Origin of the sequence: Dietzia sp. DQ11-44 (assembly GCF_014145205.1) — a bacterium.
GTDB lineage: Bacteria > Actinomycetota > Actinomycetes > Mycobacteriales > Mycobacteriaceae > Dietzia > Dietzia natronolimnaea.
The window spans coordinates 1-1,057 of sequence record NZ_JAALEC010000677.1 but is presented as its reverse complement, the minus strand read 5'-3'; the positions used below and the strand labels follow the sequence as shown (position 1 = coordinate 1,057).

The window sequence follows — 1,057 nt, the reverse complement described above, 5'->3', positions numbered from 1 at the left end:
CCAGACGGCCAGTGGCAGCAGGAGCGCCAGGGTCACCGCGAGCCACACGATGCGCTGGGCCGAGGCACCGGAGAGCGAGCCGACGGTCCAGACCGCGGCCTCCTGCGCTCCCGCCAGAGGGAGGCGCGCGATGAGCTGGGTCACCACGGCGGTTCCCAGTGCGGCCACCGCCACGCCGCCGAGCAGGAATCGTTGGCCGACGATCCCGGTGTGACGCCCCGCGGAGGCGCTCAGGACGAGGGCTAGCGCCACCGCTGATCCGAGGAGCGCCGCGGGGATGATCGCCACCCCGCGCAGCCCCCAGAACGCCATCCCGGCGACGGCCCCCGCGGATGCCCCGTGGGAGATGCCCAGGATGTCGGGGCTGGCCAGTGGGTTGCCCAGGACGCGACGGAACAGGGCTCCGGAGGCGCCGAACGCCAGCCCCGCCAGTGCGCCCAACACCGCGCGGGGAAGCTTGTCCTCCATCACCACGAAGGTCGCGCCGGGAATGGTCGCCCCTCCGAGGATGGCGAGGAAGTCGGGGATGGTCACCGTGTACCGACCCAGGAGGACGCGGACGGCCATGGCCGCCACGAGGGCGGCGACGAGCGCGAGCACAAGGAGCAGGGCTCGTCTCCGGCGACCGGCGGCGAGTGTCCGGACGAGCTCGTCCGTCTCCACCCGGTCGGCGGGTCGGTCGAGGACTGCGGTGCTCACGAGGCGCCCACCCCCCGGTTCATCCGCAGCATGGCGATCAGGAACGGCACGCCCATCGCCACCGTCATCACACCGACGGCGATCTCACCCGGCGGGGCGAGGACACGCCCCACGGTGTCGGCGAGGAGCAGGACGACGGGGCCCACGATCACGGACAACCCCAGGACCACCCTGTTGCCGACCCCGACGAGCCGGCGCAGCAGATGGGGGACGAGGAGCCCAAGGAACGCGATCGGGCCGGCCAGCGCGGTGGCGACCCCGGACAGGATCACCACTCCACCCAGGACGACCGCCCGGCCGGCCACCGGGCCGACCCCGAGCCCGCGCGCCAGGTCGTCGCCCAGCGCGAGTGCGTCGA

Annotated in this window: 2 protein-coding genes; both read right to left on the bottom strand. The window is 73.7% G+C overall.

Going from position 1 to position 1,057, the window contains the following annotated elements; genetic code table 11:
• A partial coding sequence (locus G6018_RS15440; RefSeq protein WP_182640093.1) for an iron chelate uptake ABC transporter family permease subunit occupies positions 1-699 on the bottom strand: 699 nt, incomplete at its 3' end.
• On the bottom strand, positions 696-1,057 hold a 362-nt coding region (locus G6018_RS15435), incomplete at its 5' end, for an iron chelate uptake ABC transporter family permease subunit (RefSeq protein ID WP_182640092.1). The genes G6018_RS15435 and G6018_RS15440, both read right to left, overlap by 4 nt.